We start from the raw sequence: 21,304 nt of genomic DNA, 5'->3' as shown, positions 1-21,304 counted from the left end.
TACTTGGCGTGAGTATCTATACAAGTTATTGAATTAATTCATTGTTTAATGTGTGTGTTTTAGATACAAAAACGGCCACATTACGTGGCCATTCTGTTTGAATAATTTTGAATTAAACGAATATCGAAGCTGTAGCTTTAACTTTATGCACCGTTATCTTCTTTCTCTTCTTTGAGATCTGCAAGCTGTTGTTCTAGTTCAATAAGCTTAATTTCCGCCTCTACTTCAGCAACTCGTTTTTCTGCATCGGTGCGATTGTCTTGCGCTAGACCATCAGCCGTAACTTGGGTTCGTTGTGCGTTTCTTGCATCGTCCGTATCTTTCATTGAACCCGCAACGCCACCGGTCACACCACCTAATGCAGCGCCCTTCACCGCTAAACTCGCATCTCCAGTTAAAGCTCCTGCTGTTGCTCCTAATAAAGCACCACCTACAGCACCACGATTACGTGCAGCATTCTCATTTTCGTTATCCATTGCTGGTGATGCGCAACCAGAAAGAGTCACAATCAGTGTCGTTAAAAGAAAAGGTTTAGTGAATTTCATAGGAATCTCGCTTAGTTCTTCATTTGGAGTAAAGCTATCTTAAGCAGAACCGTTAATGGGATAAATAAAGCCACGTTTAGACGATACATCATGTTCAACTATGTATTATTCAGCTACTGCTTAATGATATATATCTTTAAGATCACTTTATCCCCACCAACAGAAAAGGCGACCAATAAGGTCGCCTCAATCGCTCTTTTCTCTATAATTCTTGCCTTTCAGATATCGATCTTAGTCCTTGGACCAAAAGTTCTGCATATCCGCCGCACTAGGTGGCGGTCTTACACCGCAGTCTCGGTAGTGGTGTTTATCACCGATCCCCAGTATCTTGCCAGTTTCGTTATCAATCATAGCAGCCACTTTAATCCCATCTCCCACATGGCGAGTCAACACCACAATTTCACCGGCCCTTTCAGACCTTACCGCACCTAAGATTTGATATTCGTAGCGGCCTTTCCTTGAATTGACGATCATCTTCGAGTTAATAGGGTCGGCTTCATATCCCACACCGATATCAAAAACCGCTTGATAGAGAGCTACGCCAGTCTTGGATACACATTTAAATACCTTAGGATGACTCAAAGGCTCTAACAACGCTCTACTCGCTTGATCCTTTGAAGTACTAGCACTAGCAGCGCCACTAACCAGTAAAGCAATCAACAAAAAGTAAGCTCGCATAAAAAGACCTCAATATGTGGGAATCATAATGAGGTCATAGTAAACGCAATGGATAAGCGGATGAATAAAGTAGAGTTTAGGTAAACCATCACGCTGGCTTATGTATTAATATACGAGCCGACGATCAAATTACCAAAACAACTAAGCCTATTTACCGAGCTTTTCAGCAATTTCTGTTAAACTGGTAGGGTCATCAATCGTCGAAGGCACCACATATTGTTCACCTTCTGCGATCTGTCGGATGGTTCTACGTAAAATCTTACCTGAGCGTGTCTTAGGCAACCTCTCGACCACCAAGGCTTGCTTAAAACAGGCTACCGCACCAATCTCATTTCGAACCTTACCCACTAGCTCAGCTTGCAGTTCAGTGCCATCGACTTTCACGCCATCTTTTAGCACGACTAAACCGAGTGGGAGCTGCCCCTTCAAGTCATCGTGAATACCGACAACCGCACATTCAGCAATGGCTGGATGACCACCCACGATCTCTTCCATTTCACCGGTAGAAAGACGATGGCCCGCTACGTTTATCACATCATCAATACGACCCATGATAAATAGATACCCATCTTCATCGAGATAACCGCCATCACCCGAAACGTAATAACCCGGGAATTGGCTCAGATAGCCAGATTCAAATCGATCATGATTACGCCAAACCGTTGGCAGACAACCGGGTGGCAACGGGCGTTTAAGAGCCACAAATCCTTGTTGATTAGGCTGAGCAACTTCACCAAGTTCATTGAGAATCTCCACTTGGTAACCCGGAACAGGTTTAGTGGAAGAACCCGCTTTCACTGGCAAAGATTCCAGCCCTGTCGGATTGGCAGAAATAGCCCAACCCGTTTCGGTTTGCCACCAGTGGTCGATAACTGGTTTATTGGTATGAGACTCGACCCAATCCAATGTTGGCGGGTCTAAACGCTCGCCAGCCATGAAAATCGACTTGAGTGATGATAGGTCATACTTGGTCAGTAACTCGCCTTCGGGATCTTCTTTCTTAATGGCTCTAAATGCCGTTGGAGCAGAAAATAACACATCGACGTTGTACTCTTCACATACACGCCAGAATGCGCCGGGATCTGGCGTTCGTACTGGCTTACCTTCAAACAAAATGGTCGTACAACCATGAATCAATGGTGCATAAACAATATAGGAATGCCCGACCACCCAACCGACATCAGAAGCTGCCCAAAACACGCCATCTTGTGGCATATCGTAGATAGTACTCATCGAGTATTTCATGGCGACCGCATGACCACCATTGTCACGCACCACACCTTTTGGCTTACCCGTAGTGCCTGACGTGTAAAGAATATACAAAGGATCGGTTGCCAAAACAGGAACGCAGCTGTGTGGCAATGCATCGTTAACCGCTTGCTGCCAAAGTACGTCGCGTTCATTGCTCAATTCAGCTAAAGACTGCTCTCTTTGGAATACCACCACTTTTTCAGGCTTCCAACGACTGTCCATGATCGCTCTATCGACCATGGGCTTATATGGCAAGACTTTATTTATCTCGACACCGCAGGAGGCAGTAATCAACACCTTCGGCTCGGCATCTTCGATACGTACGGCAAGCTCATGAGGAGCAAAACCTCCAAACACCACCGAATGCACCGCACCTAGTCGTGCACAGGCCAGCATTGCCATCGCCGCTTCAGGAATCATTGGCATGTAGATAACAACACGATCGCCTTTAGTAACGCCTTGCATAGCTAACATACCAGCGACTTTTGCCACTTGGTCACGCAATTGATGATAAGTGTACGAGGATTGATTTCCTGTAACTGGAGAATCGTAAATCAGTGCGGTATTGTCACCTCGCCCATTTTCACAATGATAATCAAGCGCCAACCAACAAGTGTTCATCACCCCATCAGGAAACCAACGTTCAATACCGTTTTCGTCAGTTTGTAATATCGTTCTGGGTGACTCAAACCAATCAATGGCTTGTGATTGTGTTTCCCAGAACGAATTGGGGTCTTCCCTCGCCCATTGATACTCGGTGATATAGTCTGTTTTTCTATTCATTCGATTTGTAGCAGACATAGTGCCTCCTCCATGATTTATCCATTGTTCCAAGCGCTTAGCTTTTTGGCAGTGTCACTTGGGTGCACTCTTTTCTCAGCGTTGTGTTCATGAAAATTTGACCGTTCACGACAATCGCTTCACTTGGGAAAAGGCACACGAATGGCACCTTCCATGATCACTCGGGCACTACGACTCATTATCGCCCTCTCAATGTTCCACCCACTTTCTGTTTGTACCGCTTTAGCCCCCACCTTTAACGTTCCTGACGGATGACCAAAAGTCACAAAATCTCGAGAACCCTCACCGGCTGCCAAGTTCACTAACGTACCCGGAACACTCGCCGCTGAAGCAATGGCGACTGCAGCTGTTCCCATCATGGCATGGTGCAATTGCCCCATAGACAAAGCACGCACCAGAAGGTCGGTGTCTTTGGCTGCGACCGATTTACCACTGGAGGCTTGATACGCTTGAGGCTTAGCAACAAAGGCAACCTTAGGTGTGTGTTGGCGTGATTCAGCTTGTTCTAAAGAATCAATAAGCCCCATCGCTACTGCACCATGTGCTCGGATGGATTCAAACAGAGCCAAGGCTTTGGCATCGCTATTGATGTCCGATTGAAGCTCTGTGCCTTGATAACCAACCGATTCAGCATCAACAAAAATGGTGGGTATCCCTGCATTGATGTATGTCGCTTTGATGCAGCCCAATTCGGGAACATCTAAGAAATCGACAACATTCCCTGTAGAAAACATTGAACCACTCGCATCAGCTGGGTCTAGGAAATCAACTTGAATCTCAGCAGCGGGGAAAGTGACACCATCGAGTTCAAAGTCACCTAACTCTTGAACTTCACCATCAGCGATAGGCACATAAACAATGATGGTTTTCTCTATGTTCACTTGCCATACTCGCACCTCGACCACACCGTTTTCTGGAATACGATTCGAATCGACCAATCTACTATGAATAGCGAATGGGCCTACTGCAGCGGACAGATTGCCGCAGTTACCGCTCCAATCAACGAACGGCTTGTCTATTGCCACTTGACCAAAGAGGTAATCAACATCGTGATCGGCTTTACTGCTTTTCGATACAATAACGGTTTTGCTGGTGCTTGATGTCGCACCCCCCATACCATCAGTTTGTTTGCCGTAAGGATCCGGGCTGCCAATCACTCGCAGAAGTAATGCGTCTCGTGCTTCTCCGGCAACTTGCGCAGCTTCAGGTAAGTCCTCGAGATTGAAGAAAACCCCTTTACTGGTGCCTCCACGCATATAGGTAGCCGGTACTTTGATCTGTTTAGAGTTCATAACCAGCTCCTACTGTGCGAGAAAGTCTTTGGCGAAACGTTGCAATACGCCACCAGCACTGTACACATTCACTTCGTCTGCCGTGTCTAGTCGACAGGTTACTGGCACATCCAGCTTTTCACCGTTTTTACGAGTAATGACTAGAGCCAAATCAGAACCTGCTTCAATGTCGCCGTACACGTCGTAAAGCTCGGTGCCATCCAATTCTAAGGTGTTGCGATCCGTCCCAACTTTGAATTGCAGAGGCAGCACACCCATGCCAACCAAGTTGGTTCTGTGAATTCTTTCAAATCCTTCAGCCACAATCACTTCAACACCCGCTAAGCGCACCCCTTTGGCTGCCCAGTCACGTGATGAACCTTGTCCATAATCGGCACCGGCAACAACAATCAAGGGTTGTTTACGGTTCATGTAGGTTTCAATCGCTTCCCACATTCGCGTAACTTGCCCCTCGGGTTCAACTCTTGCCAATGAGCCTTGCACGACTTCTCCAGCGTCTTTCACCATTTCATTAAACAGCTTCGGGTTAGCGAACGTCGCTCGTTGCGCGGTTAAGTGATCACCTCGATGAGTCGCATAAGAGTTAAAGTCCTCTTCTGGAACTTCCATTTTCGCCAAGTACTCACCTGCCGCACTCGAAGCGAGAATCGCGTTTGAAGGCGATAGATGATCCGTGGTGATATTGTCACCTAAGATCGCCAAAGGTCTCATATCAGAAAGGCTTCGCTCACCAGCCAGTGCCCCTTCCCAATATGGAGGTCTGCGAATATAGGTACTTTGAGGCCGCCAATCATAAAGCGGCTCAGTAGTTACCTGATCCTCGTCTGGCTGGAACATTTTCACGTAGATTTGTTGGAACTGTTGTGGTTTAACATGCTCACCGACAACTGAATCGATCTCAGCATCACTTGGCCACAAATCACTTAAATAGATTGGCTTACCGCTATTGTCTGTACCTAGGCTGTCTTTTTCGATATCAAAGCGAATCGTACCCGCCAAGGCATAAGCAACCACCAATGGCGGTGAGGCTAAAAACGCTTGTTTAGCATAGGGATGGATTCGACCATCAAAGTTTCGATTCCCCGACAACACAGCGGTTGAGTACAGGTCACGCTCGATGATCTCTTGTTGGATTCTAGGATCCAACGCCCCACTCATCCCGTTACAGGTAGTACACGCATAGCCGACGATACCGAAGCCCAATTGTTCAAGTTCAGGAAGCAAACCTGCCGACTCGAGATAGAGTTTGGCAACTTTAGAACCCGGCGCAAATGATGTTTTCACCCACGGCTTACGAACTAATCCAAGCTGATTGGCTTTCTTAGCAACCAATGCCGCGGCGACCACGTTTCTTGGGTTACTGGTGTTAGTACAAGAAGTAATTGCCGCAATAATTACGGCACCATCGGGCATCTGATCATCGCTGTACTGCTTAGCATGCTGCTCTTTCCAAGATGCTTGACTGATGCCTTGTTCAGCCAGCTCTCTGGTTGGCAAACGGCGATGAGGATTTGAAGGCCCCGCAAGGTTACGCTCAACTTTAGACAAATCAAACTCAAGCACACGTTCGTATTGAGCGGAATCTAAGTCATCAGCCCAAAGTCCGGTTTGCTTGGCGTAACGCTCTACCAATTCAACCTGTTCAGGCTCTCGCCCTGTAAGATTGAGGTATTGAATTGTCTGTTCATCGATATAGAACATACCCGCAGTCGCGCCATATTCTGGAGTCATGTTTGAGATGGTTGCACGGTCACCAATGGTCAGTGCGCGAGCCCCTTCACCGAAGAATTCCAAGTAGCTTGAGACCACTCTCTCATTGCGAAGGAACTCAGTAATCGCAAGCACAATATCCGTTGCGGTTATCCCTTCTTGTCTCTGACCAGTCAGTTTGACGCCGACAATATCAGGCAAACGCATCATTGACGGGCGACCGAGCATCACTGTCTCAGCTTCCAATCCACCGACACCAATGGCGATGACGCCCAGAGCATCAACATGAGGAGTATGACTGTCGGTACCGACACAGGTATCTGGGAACGCGATGCCCTCTTTGGATTGAATCACCGGAGACATTTTCTCCAAGTTAATCTGGTGCATGATCCCGTTACCAGCAGGAATCACACTCACGTTCTTAAACGCGGTTTTACACCATTCAATAAAATGAAAACGGTCTTCGTTTCTGCGCTCTTCAATGGCGCGGTTTTTATCAAAGGCTTCGCTATCAAAGCCTGCGTGTTCCACTGCCAGAGAGTGATCAACAATCAGTTGGGTTTCAACAACGGGGTTCACCTTGGCAGGGTCTCCGCCTTGGTCGGCAATCGCGTCTCTTAATCCAGCCAAATCAACCAAGGCTGTTTGACCAAGAATGTCATGACACACCACGCGCGCAGGATACCAAGGAAAATCTAAGTCGCTCTTACGTTCAATGATCTGTTTTAAGCTGTCTTCAAGGGTTTCAGGATCACAACGCCTTACCAATTGTTCCGCCAACACTCGCGACGTATAAGGCAAAGTTTTGTAAGCTCCCGGGGATATCGATTCTATCGCTTCACAAGCGTCGAAATACTCTAAATGAGTACCGGGTAAAGGCTTACGGTACTGATTTCGTTCAAGGTTCTGGGTCCGTTCAAGTTTCACATCAGACATACATCCACCATTATCTGTTAAATTCTGTTCGTTGATTCTCGAGGCCTTATCATATGAAGATAAAAGTCACCTCGAGATATAAGTCGGCTCGATATAGAGGACTAACGTAAATGGATTGGCAGCCAGTCTTGATGCTCTGGCCCGGTGTAGTCAGCACTTGGACGAATGATGCGATTATTTTCTCTTTGCTCAAATACGTGTGCAGTCCAACCTGTAAGACGGCTCATTACGAAGATCGGAGTAAATAGTTTGGTTGGGATGTCCATGAAGTGATAGGCAGAGGCGTGGAAAAAGTCCGCATTACAAAACAGTCCTTTCTCGCGCTTCATTACCGCTTCAACACGCTCAGAAACGGCGTAAAGCTGTTCATCTCCCACCTCTTGAGCTAGCTCTTTTGACCAGCGCTTGATTAGAGCATTTCGTGGGTCGCTTTCGCGATAAATCGCATGACCGAAGCCCATAATTTTGTCTTTGTTAGCAAGCATCTGCATGATGTTAGTTTCTGCTTCATCAGCGGTTTTCCAATCTTGGATCATTTCCATTGCCGCTTCATTCGCGCCACCATGCAGCGGGCCTCTTAGTGTGCCAATTGCTGCTGTAACGCACGAATGAATATCCGACAGCGTTGATGCACAGACGCGGGCAGCAAAAGTAGAGGCGTTGAACTCATGCTCTGCGTAAAGCGTTAGCGAACAGTGCATTACCTTTTTATGCAGTTCACTCGGTGCTTTGTCCGTTAGCATCTTCAAGAAGTAACCACCCAGACATGCTTCGCTTTGATCTTCAGTATTAATGCGCACGCCATCATGGCTAAAGCGGTACCAATAACAAATAATCGCAGGGAAAAGCGCTAGCATTCGTTCGGTCGCAGGCAATTGCTCTGAAAAATCAGACTCTTGCTCTAGATTACCTAGCATCGAACAACCCGTTCTCATCACATCCATTGGATGAGCGTCTGCAGGGATAAGCTCCAACGCTGCTTTCAAAGGTTGAGGCAAGCCGCGCAAACCAACCAACAATGTTTTATAATCGTCTAGCTCTTTTTCATTGGGTAAATGGCCTCTTAGTAGCAGATGCGCAACTTCTTCAAACTGAGCGTGGTTAGCAAGGTCGGTAATGTCATAGCCACGGTAAGTTAAACCCGTTCCTGATTTTCCTACCGTACACAGCGCAGTAGACCCAGCGCTTTGCCCTCGTAGACCTGCACCACCGATTGCCGGTGCGCTGGCTGGTTTGTTTGCTGTTTTTTCACTTTGTTGTTCTACTTTTGAAGCATTTTCGACAGCTGCTTTATCACTCAAAGATACAGACATGGTGAACTCCTTTTCTGTGTTAGCCGCCTGCACTCTTTGGTGCTGCCTATTTATATGTCCGATGATCTTTATCATCGGTACTGGATTTGGCGACTAACCATTTCACGTTATTGGATTAAGTTGATTTTTGACTAATTGAAACTGGTTTTACCCTTCGCTTGAAAACAACTGATCAAGCTTGTTCTCGTAGTCGTGGTAATTCAGGTGTTCGTAAAGCTCTTTACGGGTTTGCATTGAATCCAACAGAGCTTCTTGATTGCCTTCAACTAACAAGTGTTTGTAAACATTCTCCGCGGCTTTGTTCATCGCACGGAACGCACTCAATGGGTAAAGCACCATGTCGACACTTGATTGGGCTAACTCGCTACAGTTGTAGAGTGGTGTTTGGCCAAACTCAGTGATGTTGGCCAAGATAGGCACGTGCTTACCTGTTGCTGATTTAAGCGCCGCCGAGAACTTCACATATTGATCGAGTTGATTCATCGCTTCAGGGAAAATCATGTCTGCGCCCGCTTCAACACAAGCTATCGCTCGCTCAATCGCGCTATCAATGCCTTCAACCGCCAATGCATCGGTACGCGCCATAATTACGAAACTGTCATCGCTTCTCGCATCGGTTGCCGCTTTGACTCTATCGACCATCTCTTGTTGGCTCACAATCGCTTTATTTGGTCGATGACCACAGCGTTTCTGAGCCACTTGGTCTTCCATGTGAATTGCAGCTGCGCCTGCCTTCTCCATGGCGCGAATCGTGCGTGCAATATTGAATGCGCCACCAAATCCTGTATCAATATCCACCAGCAAAGGCAGATCACACGCGTTGGTAATACGTTCAACATCCACTAGCACATCGTTCAATGTGGTGATACCTAAATCAGGCAAACCATAAGACGCATTGGCGATGCCTCCACCCGACAAATAGATCGCCTGATGCCCCAAGTTCTTTGCCATCATCGCGCAATACGGATTCACCGTACCAACGATCTGCAATGGGTCGTTGTCTTGCACAGCTTGTCGGAACTTTGCTCCTGCTGATAACTTCATAATGACGCTCCCTGTTAATTGCTTATTTCTAGCTAATCTTTAAGACTTACGGCTTTTGGTTATCGCCAGCACTGATCTGCTGACAGGTTCCAATGGTCGCTTAATCAAGATCTTTGGATTGAATTTGTTGTTCTATAAGCAATCGACTACCCGAGATGTGTCGTCGCATTAGCATTTCTGCTAGCTCTTCATCACGGTTGCGAATTGCTTGTAGGATGTATTTGTGTTCATCGAGCGCCTCTTTTGGTCGAGACTGAGCCCTAGGAGATTGATAACGATACATGCGTAATAAGTGGTAAAGCTCGTCACACAACAACGAAATGAGTTTGCTGTTACGACTGGCTTTAATAATGCGGTAATGGAAATCGAAATCCCCATGTTGATGAAAATAAGAAGAACCTTCGACTTCATCGATGTGCTTTGAGTGTGTCGACAGTAATCCTTCAAGCCCGACAAGCTCTTCTTGTGTGATATGTCGCGCTGCTAAGCGAGCAGCCATGCCTTCCAATGCCTCTCGCACCGCGTACAGCTCGAGTAGTTTGTCTGCCGAAAAGGTAATCACTCGCGCGCCAACATGAGGAATGCGTTCGATCAGGCCAAGCCCTTCAACTCGCATTATCGCTTCACGTAATGGCCCTCGACTTACCTCAAAGCGTTTAGCTAGTTCAGGCTCGGAGATCTTACTGCCCGGTGGTAATTCACCGTTAACAATAGCCTCAACGAGATACTCAGTGAGGTTTTCTGATTTAGTGTTCTCTTTATCGCTCACACGCGTTTTCGTGTTTGCACTTAAGCTGAGCTCTTTTATTGCAGTATTCATATTCACGCTGCTCACTTCTGATTGCTGAACCTTAATTGTCAACAATTTCATAACATGAACATAAAATACACGATCGAATTGTCGACAATCAAGTGAATTGTCGACAATTTAGACTAAGGTAGTATTTTTAATAGACGATGAAACTTACTCAAAAGAACACTATAAATAATTTAACTTTCTGTTATTTATCGATTTAACTATATCTAGGCCCACTAACCCCTTACCTACTCTAAAATTATTTAAAATCTATGTGTCGACAACTTATAGCCGAACTTGTCAAACGTAGCTCCCTCTGTGTCTATCCACCAGCTCACCGATAAACAGATATAAAAAAGGCGCACTGATGTGCGCCTTTCATTCATCGAACTCGTTCTAACAAGCCAACCTTGGTCAAGCAATCTGACGAGTAACTTCGAGGTATTTGTTTATATCAACAAAATCAATCTGTTCCGGTTTGAGATACTCTTCAGCATAACGAACATGCGTACCACTGGTTAAGAACAATCTAAACAGTTCGATATCGAGATGCTCGTCCAATGCCATTTTATACATGATGTCGACAGCAACACTGATTGGCTTCGCCTTCTTATAAGGCCTATCCGCAGCGGTTAACGCCTCAAAAATATCAGAGATCACCAGAATACGTTCTGGGATTGAAAGGTCATCACCAGTCAGCTTCCTTGGATATCCCGTACCTTTGAGTGTTTCATGGTGCGTCGAAGCATAGCGAGGAACACGGCTTAGCTCTTTCGGAAATGGCAGATTCTCAAGCATCTTAATTGTTCCAAGCATGTGCTCGTTTATCTTGAATCGGTCTTCAGCAGTTAACGTACCACGTGCAATGCTCAGATTGTAGACTTCGCCTAAGTTGTATAGGTGCTCCGGCACATCCATTTTGATTTGATATTTCGGATCGAAGTCTAACGGCCTATCTCTTTTCACTATATGTTCAGGCTTATCACTTAACAGCGGCTCTGTCGCTGGCAAGCTTGAACTCGATTCTCGATTCAAGGCTTCTATCGGCGATAGACCAAGTTGATCATCAAAGTTACGTATCCAAGTCGTCCCAGCTATCGAACGAATACGAGCAACTTTGTCGTCACTCATGAACTCACCACCAACGTTCGATGTCGCGATAAAGGCAAAGTCATCTTGTAGCTGCTGTTTGGTTGACGCAAGTTCATCAGCTACCAGCTCAGCCGGTAGAGATCCTTCGAGTTTTTTTGTCAAAGCTGTAATTTCCGCATCACGCCAAAGTACTTCAAATCGTGTTCTCACCTCGTGAATTCGGTTGTAGTTAGCTTCTAGCTTCGTACCTTTATCGACGATGTGTTCAGGTGTAGTGATCTTGCCACAATCATGAAGCCAAGCCGCAATTCTAAATTCACGACGTTCATCGTCGTTCTCAAATTTAAAGTCTTTGAAATGCTCAGACTGCGATTTTTCAGCCGCATCAGCCAACATCAAGCCCAGTTCTGGTACACGGTTACAGTGCCCAGCCGTATAAGCGGACTTATCATCGATAGCTTGAGCGATAAGTTTAATGAACGACTCAACAAAGGCTTCTTGGGTTAGCTCATGTTGCTTGAGTTCCATCGCCATGTCTTTTACCGCCACAGATAGCTCCCATACTTCTTTAATTCGAGTCTCAACAAGCTCGACACTGTCATAATCACGCATCTTGATCTTATGAGTCTCCTCCTCTAATTGACGAATAGGACGCACTATCGGTGCACCAAAAACCCAAGCAATAGGCAACGTCAAACTCATCAGTAACATCGTTACGCCAACAGAGGTTGCTAGACGTTTATTGACTGTACTAAAGATCTCAGTTTCGGGAATCAATACCGCAAAATACTCAGAGTAGTGTTCGCCCGTGTCGATTTTCTTTAAATAGAGATGTTTGATCTCGCCATTCATCTCTACCCTTACCATACTGCCTTCAACCGTTGCTTCCTTAGTCAAATCATAAAGTTCAGTATAAGGGACCGTCGTATTTGTATTAAAGCCGGTATCATGGAGCCACTTTTTCGCTAAGGCATCAAGCTGTTCACCACTTAACTTGCTGATAGCTTGATCAATGATTGGAAGCAATTGTTGATGCTTGCTCTGCAGCACCAAGTGGAATTGGTTTGAGTAGTTCTGGTCTAGATCTTCTAGAGTCCCATTGACACTAAGGCCAGGCTGAAAAAACCTATCTAATGCAAACGAGAGTACGGGTTCAGCGTCTAAAAAAGCAAAGTTCTCTCCGCTTTCAATTGAATTAAATGCAGACTCTAGGTTTTCAAACTCAACTAAATCAATATTCGGAAAGTCTTCCCTTAACTTAGGAATAATTGACCACCCAGATAAAATGGCCACTTTTTTATCCTCAAGCTCGGCATAATTAGTAATAATCTTCGCGTCTTCTCTGGTCACGATAGCAAACGGTAAATCATAGATTGGAGTGGTGTAGAGGCCGTTTATGCCATTATTTTTATAATTTTGCACCGATTGCAGGCCATCAATACTTCCTTCTTGAAACTTATTGACAAGCTCCCCCCAAGAAAAACCATTCACAAATTCAAACCTGATCCCAGTCATATCACCAATCATTTTGAGAAGGTCTATCGCATAGCCGTTTGGTTTTCCCGCCACTGAAAAGTCCATCGGCCCCCAATCATTTTGATTAGACACTAACAGCGGAGGAGTATCATTAACCAAGGCTTTATGCTCAGATGATAGCATCAGTTTTGATACATCAAACTCCGATTCCTGATTATTAACTTTGAGGTTAGATGCAATAATGTTACCCGATTTCGAATATAAGAAAGACTCAACCTTACTATCTTCTGCTAATCCAAGCGCCGTACCCGATAATTTGTTAGCCAAAGAAGACAGCACAATATCAATACCAATCACATGTTGAATGTCAGATTCGATTTTCGACTCAAACGCTAAAGAATAAGTTTGCCCGGTAATTTGTAAATGCTGAAAAAGATATGGCTGAGTTTTTTCGACCGACTGAATATTGGCAGAAACATACCAAGGCCTGGTTGTTGGAAAGTAGTTGCTCTGCTCCGTAGTTGAGCTTCTGAGGGAAAACTCTTGGTCAAAGTATTTCGTTGTCCGGACTCGCTCCTGCCCTATATTTTGAATCTCAACCACAACCCAACGATCCGTTTGTTGTGCACCTATTTTTTCTCTAACGACAGGAGCAGATTCTAGGTTAATAATTTGGAAGAAATTTTCATCGGATGAGCCAATGTAAATACTATAAAAGAGAGGGTTATCTTTAATGGCTTCAGAAAGAATACTACGCGACTCTTCTTTCGATATTTTGTTATTGATAGATCGTTTCACTGAAGCAAGTAAACGCGCGGTGTTGGCTGCATCAGAGTCAATCGCGCCAATATAATCACTCAGGTCATGGGATACCATCGTCAACTTTGATAGGGTATTCTCAGTCGCCATTTTTTTACTGAAGTAATATTGCAGTGAAACCGCAACAACAGCGGTAAGAAATGTCGCGAGTAAAAACATTCCTCCAACAGTAAATCGTAACGAAATTTTTTTGTCTGTCATTATTCGATCCTTGAATAACCACTAGCTCAGAAATGTAACGTGCCAGCTATAATCATATTATTACAGTAGCACTGCACAGCTAGCAACATATTATTCTATATATTAAAGAACGCCTCTCCATATCACTCTTTGTGTCGCAATAAGTACCCTCTTTAATGATACACAGCAGTATAAAGCGACCAGCAGTCAAAAAAATTGTTCACATAAACTCAAGAAAAACCTAGTTATTATTGCTGGAAGAGTCCTATAGCCACGCCTCCGTGAACTTTATGAACAATATTAATCCAATGTTCTTTATTCTCAATATCGCCGCATTACAGACATTTCATTAACACACCGTTAACTTTAGCTTCATCTGCTAAGCAATATCCTACTCATCTGTTTAGTAGCTGGAAATAAAACATAAGTTTCTCTCCATTGAAGAGATCCCCTACATAAGGAACGTGAACCATGTTCAAGGCACTGAAACCTACTCTTGCGGCTTCTATTATCGCAGCAACCTTTTCTTTCAACACTTTTGCTGCTGACGTAGAAAAAATCCACTTCCTAATCCCTGGCGGCGCTGGTGGCGGTTGGGATATGACAGCTCGTGGTACGGGTGATGTATTAGTGAAATCAGACATCGTAGAAAATGTCTCTTTCCAAAACCTCTCTGGTGGCGGTGGTGGTAAAGCAATTGCTCACCTAATCGAAACGGCTCAACGCCAAGAAGACACGCTAATGGTGAACTCAACGCCTATCGTTGTTCGTTCACTAACAGGTATCTTCCCACAATCTTTCCGTGACCTAACTCCGGTAGCAGCAACCATTGCCGATTACGGTGCAATCGTCGCGTCTGCGGATTCTAAGTACAACACTTGGGAAGATGTAGTTAAAGAATTCGAAACCAACCCACGTAAAGTGAAAATTGCTGGCGGTTCAGCTCGTGGCAGCATGGACCACCTTGTGGTTGCTGCAGCATTCAAAGGCGAAGGTTTTGATGCAAAGAAAGTTCGTTACATTGCCTACGATGCTGGTGGTAAAGCAATGGCGGCATTGCTTTCTGGCGAAACACAGCTGCTTTCAACGGGCCTTGGTGAAGTACTAGAGATGTCTAAATCTGGCCAAGTAAAAGTGCTTGCTGTGACGGCTCCAAAGCGTCTTGACGCTGCGCCTAACATCCCAACACTGACTGAATACGGCAACGAGACAGTATTTGCTAACTGGCGTGGTTTCTTCGCGGCACCGGGTACAAGTCAAGCGAAAATCGACGAGTGGAACGAAGCGCTTGGCAAAATGTACAAAACCGATGAGTGGCAAGTGGTTCGTGACCGTAACGGTTGGATCGACAACTACAAAGCTGACAAAGATTTTTACGCCTTCCTAGAAGACCAAGAAAAACAGATGGGCGACCTAATGCGTGAGCTTGGTTTCTTGAAATAACCAACAATCATAGAGGGTCTTTGTGCCCTCTTACTCTTTCCTGTTTCGCCGTACATGGGTTAACTAAAACTCCTTTGTTTATTCGTAGCGTATTGCTAAGGCTTGCTGATTCGTTGTAGATGCAAGTGGCTTACTTTATCCAAGCCATGTCATTCGCTCACCTTTAGTTAGTGATCCCAGACATTCTTCATTAACTCGCTCATGTACGGCTTTTTTACTTTTTACACCACCCCAAATGGAGTTGGACATGTCGGACTTACCAACCAAATTTCTGAGTAAGGAATCTTTGCTTTCGAAGGATCGCATCGGAGCCATGATCTTTATGCTGGCGTGCTTGTGCTATGGCTACCAAACCACGCTGATCCCTTTGTTTCCCGGCGACGAGTACGAACCCTTCACAGCAAGAACCTTACCTACCCTGTTGACGTTTATCGGCATTGGCCTTTCGTTGATCCTGCTGATAACAGGACAACCGGATAAGAAAGTCATATGCGACACAACGCCGCTGAACTGGAAACTGCTGATTGGCTTCTTGGTGTTAATGGCGCTGTACGGTATTGGGCTGACTTATCTTGGCTTTGTTCTAGCAACCAGCTTCTTCTTACTTGCAGGCTTTTACCTACTGGGTGAGCGTCGTAAAGCTGTTTTATTTGGCGCGTCGTTTCCTTTCGTTATCGCGTTCTTTCTTCTTTTAACTCAAGGCTTAGATATCTACCTAGAGCCTGGTTTAATCTTCACTCTTTGGTAGGGACAACATTATGTTAGACGGAATTTTACAAGGACTTTCGACCGCCGTGATGCCAATGAACATCATGATGGTCATCGTGGGCTGTTTCGTTGGTACCTTCATCGGTATGCTTCCAGGATTAGGTCCAATTTCAGCCATTGCTCTGATGATCCCTATCACTTATGGCCTAGACCCTTCTTCAGGCTTAATCTTGATGGCTGGTGTGTACTACGGCGCTGTATTTGGTGGCTCAACGTCATCAATCTTAATCAATGCTCCGGGTTGTTCTTCAACGGTAGTAACCGCGTTTGACGGCTACCCGATGGCTCAAAAAGGTCAAGCAGGTAAAGCACTTGCACTCGCGGCTTACTCTTCTTTTACTGGCGGCACACTTTCAGCAATTATGCTTTTGATTGCAGCGCCGGCTCTAGCGAGCGTATCACTGAGCTTCCAGTCTTCTGACTACTTTGCACTGATGCTACTAGGTTTATCCGCTGTAGCGGCGTTTGCAGGCCCAGGACAGGTTATCAAGGCGTGGATGATGACTATCTTAGGCTTAATGCTTTCAACCGTAGGTATCGACAAAGGCGTTGGTGTTGAACGTTTCACATTCGGCCTAACAGATCTAATGGATGGCTTCAGCTTCCTATTGCTGGCTATGGCGACGTTCGCACTGGGTGAAACCTTAATGGGCATTCTTAAGCCTGAGCAAGACAACAGCGCTGAAGAAAGCCAAAAGATGTCTGATATCGGCAGCATGAAGGTCACCAAAGAAGAGTTCAAAGAAGTCGCGCCGGTGTCGATTCGCTCCTCTATTCTCGGTTTTTTTACTGGTGTTCTACCGGGCGCAGGTGCCACTATTGCGGCATTCCTAAGTTACGGTATGGAGCGTAGCCTAGCGCCAAAAGACAAACAGAAAGAGTTCGGCAAAGGCAGCATTCGTGGTCTTGTTGCTCCAGAATCGGCAAACAACGCAGCATCAAGTGGTTCATTCGTTCCGTTACTAACGCTGGGTATTCCGGGCTCTGGTACAACGGCTATCATGCTGGGTGCATTAATCGCTTACGGTATTCAACCGGGCCCGCGCCTGTTCGTTGAACACCCAGATGTATTCTGGTCGGTGATTATCTCTATGTACTTTGGCAACATCGTACTGGTTATCTTGAACCTGCCTTTGATCCCATACATTTCTAAGCTGTTAGCGGTACCAAGAACGGTTCTACTGCCAATGATCATCTTCTTCTCAATCACAGGTGTGTACTTGGTGTCTTTCAACACGATGGACATATTTGTGATGCTGCTGGTTGCGATGGCAGCAATAGCACTAAGGCTAGCCAGCTTCCCATTGGCACCACTGCTGTTAGGCTTCATATTGGGCGGTTTGATGGAAGAGAACTTGAGACGCGCATTAATGATCAGCGATGGTGAAGTCAGCTTCCTATGGGAACGCCCAATTACCATGACCTTCACAATTCTGGCGGTATTAGTTCTGTCTAGCCCGATTCTAGTTAAGCTATTCAAGAGCTTTAGAGCAAAGCCAGTAGAAGTGTAATACTCTGCTAAATCAACTAAACCTCAACAAAAGGAGCTATTGGCTCCTTTTTTCATTTAGAGCCTCTATTCGAACCAACGATTAAAGATGGTAGCAAACTCACAAACCTATCTTTACAACACACATGGCGCTGATATTCATAACAAATTCAAGTAAGGTAACCAATTAGTTAACGTATTGGATTCTAAAACTATGGATTGGTTGATTCTATTCTTATCAGGCGTGATTGGCGGTGTGCTTAACTCCATTGCGGGTGGCGGCAGCTTTATCACCTTCCCTGCTCTATTGTTTGCTGGCGTTCCACCAATAGCAGCCAACGCGACCAATACCTTTGCTTCGTGTGCTGGATACATTAGCGGAGCCTACGCTCTGCGCCACGAAATTCAATCTGGTACTAAGCAACTAAAGTTGACCATTGCTCTATGTGTAATTGGCGGTGGTATCGGGGCCGTCTTGCTACTTCACACACCAGAAGCTCTGTTCACTCAATCCGTTCCTTGGCTACTGCTGTTTGCGGCTCTGCTATTCACGTTTGGCGGCATGCTTAATAAATGGCTTAAGCAAGCTACAGCCAAGCATAAGCACGCCACCAGCGCAGGCGCATTCTTTTCCGCTTTATTGCTTTTGATTGTCTGTATCTACGGTGGGTATTTTAATGCAGGTTTGGGCATTGTGACATTGAGCTATTTGGCGCTTGCTGGTTACACCAACATCAACGTGATGAATGGCATCAAACTGCTCGTGTCCGCATGTGCTTCCCTCGCTGCGATCGTGTTTTTTATCGTCAATGGTTCGATTGATTGGCCGTCTGGCATGGCTGTATTATTGGGTACATTGGTTGGTGGTTATTATTCAGCAAAAATCTCTCGCCGGATCCCTCAACAGTATGTTCGTAACACAGTGATCATCGCGAGCTTTTTGATCACCGCTTACTTTTTCTATACCAACTAGGTTTCATTCTGAGTAGGTTCTATACCAGCTAGGTTTATGCTAACTCGGTTTTAAACTAACTAGACATTCGGTTCAATAAGGCTTTCAACATGAAAGATAGACCGAAAAGACTACCCCCTTCTCATACCTATTTTGTTATTTTATTGCTTATAAAATAGCCAACCCAAAATATGTGAGACGAGTCCTTCAATTAGCAAATTTGATAACAATTTAGACTGTTTTTTAGCCTTTATTTTGCCAAAGGTGGGATAATTCTCCTGTCGAAAGTGAGACTTCATTAGGAGGCGTTATGAACACTAAACTCGGTCATGTCATGTCATCAAGTCGACTCATTTGCTTTGTCGCTTTTCTCGCTGCCACATTCGCGTGGATTCTCAAAATGCCCGCTCTGTTTTCTGTGTCAGCGCTCTTCTTGCTTATCAGTGCCATCGTTTATGTCACCGATCTTTGGAAGAATCAAAGAAAGAACCGCGAAGCTTAAGACTCAAGTACAACAAGCTTTACACGCTTGAACAAAGTACAAACGTTAAAAAAGGAGCACTTAGGCTCCTTTTGTATTTTATGCTTATCGCTTTAGCTAATTAGACGGCGCTCTTAAAGACCTCTCTTGCTTAGCGAAGTCCTATCTGACGACGGCTCTTTCTAACGACGCCTTCTTATTAACGACGAAAGTTACGACCGTTACCGCCACGGCGCTCTTTAAATGCAGACGCAGCTTTAGCTTGTGAAGCGTGGATAGACTCTACCGTCAATTCCATTGGTTCGCGAGGCTCTAGCCCATGGCGGAATGTACGTGAACGCGGAGGCATTTGGTATTCAATGTCCGACGCTTTAGGCATACGCTTGAAACGGTAAAGATAGAAGTTCTCAACCTTCTCACGAGCCCATTCCGTTTTCTTCAGGTATTTAACAGCACTTGCCACAGTCGGCTTAGTGTTAAAGCAGTTCATACGCATTGCCGCATCTAAAATTTCCCAACCATAATGATCCACTAATTCAGTGATCATGGTTTCAAGCTTTAAGCCATGTAGCGGGTTATTTTGTTGCAGTTCGATTCTTTCTTCTTCAGTCATAACATTACCTTTTTCAAGGCAACTAAAGGCCTTGAATTTACTCTAGAACACCGTCATCACTGACCATTTCTAGCTCAATCACTTGGGCATTACATCCATTGCCCATCTTTATGCCTTTATGATGGCATAAAGCATCCTGGTTATCCTATTTATCTTTGAAATTAATTTCGAATTGGTCACTTAACACCCTACCTTAGCTCGCTATACAGACTAAGCATATTCTACAAACAAACCTTCACCCCAACGGTTATGAAACTGGTTCAACTTAACAAAACCTACGGTAACCATATGTAAAAACCATATATTTAGTGATGACATTAAAGTTTTTCAGTACGCAGTATTACATTTTAATAACACAGTGCTATGGTTTTATTGAATATCGAAACGGTAAAAACCCCAGATTAAACAATAACATAATTATAAATAAAGGTTGGCTTGCCACATGTTTGACTACTCCCATTTCAGTAGAGCAGCGGCCCAAGACAAGGACATCGTCGCCATAGTCGATGATCTCTTCCGGCTAGCTCGTGAACACTACCCCATATTATCTCGGCTATCCGTGGTGCTATGCAGTGAAAATAAAGCATCGAATTATTTTGTATCCGATTCACTGTGCCAAAACGCCAAGCATCACTACATCGAACAGGAGATCAAACCCAACTCCGCTTTGAGTCACTTGGCTGAATCATTAGAAACAAGAATTGTTGATGACCTCTCTTTGATGAATCCGACCAAGCAAATCTCCCACCTACTCAAACTTGGTCATCAAAGTAGCTATACCACGCCTATCCACTATCAAGAGAGTAACCTCGGGTTCGTTTTCATCAACGCATCATGCACTGAGTTTTTTGCTAAGCAGACAATACAAAGTGACATCGCGTACCTCACTCAAGCGATTTCGAACCTGTTTGTGCAACTCTTCGAACGTCAGAGACATTTTCAGTCCTCATTAGCAATCGCCCTAAACATGGGGCACGCACGTGATCCTGAAACCAAGGAGCATCTGATTCGCATGGGAAAATACAGCGAGCAGCTCGCACGTACGCTTTCGCACAGTAACAATGAGATTACCCACCAATTCGTTCACCGCATTCGCTTATATGCCCCATTTCACGACATAGGTAAGTACCGAATCCCAGACAAAGTGCTCTTCAGTACTGAGCGTTTTTCGGAAGAAGAAAGAAACATCATGAACAATCACACGATATATGGCGAAGAGATGATTGATGACGTGGTTGCCCTTTCCCACCACAGCTCAATGTGTAACGAAGAAGTTCAGTTCATCAAGAATATTGTACGTCACCATCATGAACGGTTTGATGGCTCTGGGTTGCCAGATGCGCTCATTGGAGAAGCTATTCCACTAGAGGCAAGAATTGTCACGCTAGCGGATGTGTTCGATGCTTTACTGAGTAAACGAGCTTACAAACACGCATGGTCAGCATCTAAGGTAATGGACTACATTGAAGCGCATACAGGGCTGATGTTTGATCCAGAGTGTGTGTCTGCACTGAAGCACAACCTAGATGACTTCATGTCGATACGAGAGCAATACAATGATGTGCAAAGTCCACAAGCTGCGCTCGCTTAACAGGTTGTATTAAATTTACTGTACGTGACTCTCT

Annotated in this window: 16 protein-coding genes; 6 read left to right on the top strand and 10 right to left on the bottom strand. The window is 45.1% G+C overall.

Annotated elements, in window-relative coordinates; genetic code table 11:
- Positions 1–143: 143 nt before the first annotated feature.
- The 9 genes from QQ041_RS15945 to QQ041_RS15905 form a co-directional block, all read right to left on the bottom strand.
- Positions 144–545: a glycine zipper domain-containing protein gene (locus QQ041_RS15945; RefSeq protein WP_136974306.1), complete on the bottom strand. Its 402-nt coding sequence runs from the start codon at positions 543–545 to the stop codon at positions 144–146.
- 231 nt (positions 546–776) lie between these two features.
- Positions 777–1,223, bottom strand: a complete 447-nt coding sequence (locus tag QQ041_RS15940) for a hypothetical protein (RefSeq protein ID WP_285954448.1) — start codon at positions 1,221–1,223, stop codon at positions 777–779.
- A 147-nt stretch (positions 1,224–1,370) separates the two neighbouring features.
- Entirely contained in the window at positions 1,371–3,275 is a 1,905-nt protein-coding gene (locus tag QQ041_RS15935; protein ID WP_285954447.1) for a propionyl-CoA synthetase, read from the bottom strand.
- Between the two features lie 119 nt (positions 3,276–3,394).
- Positions 3,395–4,567, bottom strand: coding sequence for a 2-methylaconitate cis-trans isomerase PrpF (gene prpF / locus QQ041_RS15930; protein WP_285954446.1), 1,173 nt, complete (start codon positions 4,565–4,567; stop codon positions 3,395–3,397).
- A 9-nt stretch (positions 4,568–4,576) separates the two neighbouring features.
- Positions 4,577–7,213 (bottom strand): Fe/S-dependent 2-methylisocitrate dehydratase AcnD, encoded by a 2,637-nt coding sequence (gene acnD, locus QQ041_RS15925; RefSeq protein ID WP_285954445.1) that lies wholly within the window; start codon positions 7,211–7,213, stop codon positions 4,577–4,579.
- A gap of 101 nt (positions 7,214–7,314) precedes the next feature.
- A complete protein-coding gene (prpC, locus tag QQ041_RS15920) occupies positions 7,315–8,526 on the bottom strand; it encodes a 2-methylcitrate synthase (protein ID WP_019820716.1) in 1,212 nt (403 codons plus the stop codon).
- Positions 8,527–8,673: 147 nt separating this feature from the next.
- On the bottom strand, positions 8,674–9,570 hold the full coding sequence (prpB, locus tag QQ041_RS15915) for a methylisocitrate lyase (protein ID WP_019820715.1): 897 nt from the start codon (positions 9,568–9,570) through the stop codon (positions 8,674–8,676).
- Between the two features lie 100 nt (positions 9,571–9,670).
- Entirely contained in the window at positions 9,671–10,390 is a 720-nt protein-coding gene (locus QQ041_RS15910) for a GntR family transcriptional regulator (RefSeq protein WP_146490001.1), read from the bottom strand.
- A gap of 390 nt (positions 10,391–10,780) precedes the next feature.
- Positions 10,781–13,954, bottom strand: a complete 3,174-nt coding sequence (locus QQ041_RS15905) for an HD domain-containing phosphohydrolase (protein ID WP_285954444.1) — start codon at positions 13,952–13,954, stop codon at positions 10,781–10,783.
- A 450-nt stretch (positions 13,955–14,404) separates the two neighbouring features.
- On the opposite strand from QQ041_RS15905, the gene QQ041_RS15900 reads away from it, so the two are divergent.
- From QQ041_RS15900 to QQ041_RS15880, 5 genes are all read left to right on the top strand, one after another.
- Positions 14,405–15,376, top strand: a complete 972-nt coding sequence (locus tag QQ041_RS15900) for a tripartite tricarboxylate transporter substrate binding protein (RefSeq protein WP_017055247.1) — start codon at positions 14,405–14,407, stop codon at positions 15,374–15,376.
- Positions 15,377–15,623: 247 nt separating this feature from the next.
- The gene (locus QQ041_RS15895) at positions 15,624–16,124 is read left to right on the top strand and encodes a tripartite tricarboxylate transporter TctB family protein (protein WP_029405318.1); all 501 of its coding nucleotides are present in this window, start codon (positions 15,624–15,626) and stop codon (positions 16,122–16,124) included.
- A 10-nt stretch (positions 16,125–16,134) separates the two neighbouring features.
- Positions 16,135–17,655, top strand: coding sequence for a tripartite tricarboxylate transporter permease (locus QQ041_RS15890; RefSeq protein ID WP_285954443.1), 1,521 nt, complete (start codon positions 16,135–16,137; stop codon positions 17,653–17,655).
- 192 nt (positions 17,656–17,847) lie between these two features.
- Positions 17,848–18,606 carry a sulfite exporter TauE/SafE family protein gene (locus QQ041_RS15885; RefSeq protein ID WP_285954442.1) on the top strand — a complete coding sequence of 253 codons (759 nt, stop codon included), beginning with the start codon at positions 17,848–17,850 and terminating at the stop codon, positions 18,604–18,606.
- 289 nt (positions 18,607–18,895) lie between these two features.
- On the top strand, positions 18,896–19,087 hold the full coding sequence (locus tag QQ041_RS15880) for a hypothetical protein (RefSeq protein ID WP_123283324.1): 192 nt from the start codon (positions 18,896–18,898) through the stop codon (positions 19,085–19,087).
- 178 nt (positions 19,088–19,265) lie between these two features.
- Here QQ041_RS15880 and QQ041_RS15875 read toward each other — a convergent pair whose 3' ends face one another.
- Positions 19,266–19,679 carry a VF530 family DNA-binding protein gene (locus QQ041_RS15875; protein ID WP_010438513.1) on the bottom strand — a complete coding sequence of 138 codons (414 nt, stop codon included), beginning with the start codon at positions 19,677–19,679 and terminating at the stop codon, positions 19,266–19,268.
- A 442-nt stretch (positions 19,680–20,121) separates the two neighbouring features.
- On the opposite strand from QQ041_RS15875, the gene QQ041_RS15870 reads away from it, so the two are divergent.
- A complete protein-coding gene (locus QQ041_RS15870; protein WP_353057839.1) occupies positions 20,122–21,270 on the top strand; it encodes an HD domain-containing phosphohydrolase in 1,149 nt (382 codons plus the stop codon).
- Positions 21,271–21,304 lie beyond the last annotated feature (34 nt).

Origin of the sequence: Vibrio sp. TMPB1044 (genome assembly GCF_030442075.1) — a bacterium.
GTDB lineage: Bacteria > Pseudomonadota > Gammaproteobacteria > Enterobacterales > Vibrionaceae > Vibrio > Vibrio satsumensis.
The sequence above is the reverse complement of the archived record's forward strand: the minus strand, read 5'-3'. Positions and strand labels throughout refer to the sequence as shown.